Annotated in this window: 2 pseudogenes; both read right to left on the reverse strand. The window is 65.5% G+C overall.

Going from position 1 to position 296, the window contains the following annotated elements:
• A pseudogene (locus ACZYR5_RS29640) lies at window positions 1-146 on the reverse strand (sigma-54-dependent Fis family transcriptional regulator); the annotation flags it as partial.
• 9 nt (window positions 147-155) lie between these two features.
• Window positions 156-296 (reverse strand): annotated as a pseudogene (locus tag ACZYR5_RS29645) (acyl-CoA dehydrogenase family protein); the annotation flags it as partial.

Genomic DNA, 296 nt, shown 5'->3' on the forward strand with positions numbered 1-296 from the left:
CCGATGATCAGCACGCTGGCTTCACTCGGCGCGACCTGCTGCACATGGGCCAGCAGCGCTTGTGAAAGCGGGTCTTCGAATACCTGGGCGGTGGCCCTGATCGAAGTGGCCAGGGTCGGGGACGGGGGCAGGGTCAACAGTTGCATGGGCGTGCCTCAGGAATAGAAAGCCGGAGTGGGGCGCTTTCCGCTGAGCGCCCATTCACCCAGTTCGTGCACGCGGTAATCCACCGGGTCGTGCAGGGTATGGGTGCGCAGGTTGCGCCAGTGGCGGTCGAAGCGCAGGGACGCGTGGGT

It is taken from the genome of Pseudomonas sp. F007, assembly GCF_057814275.1.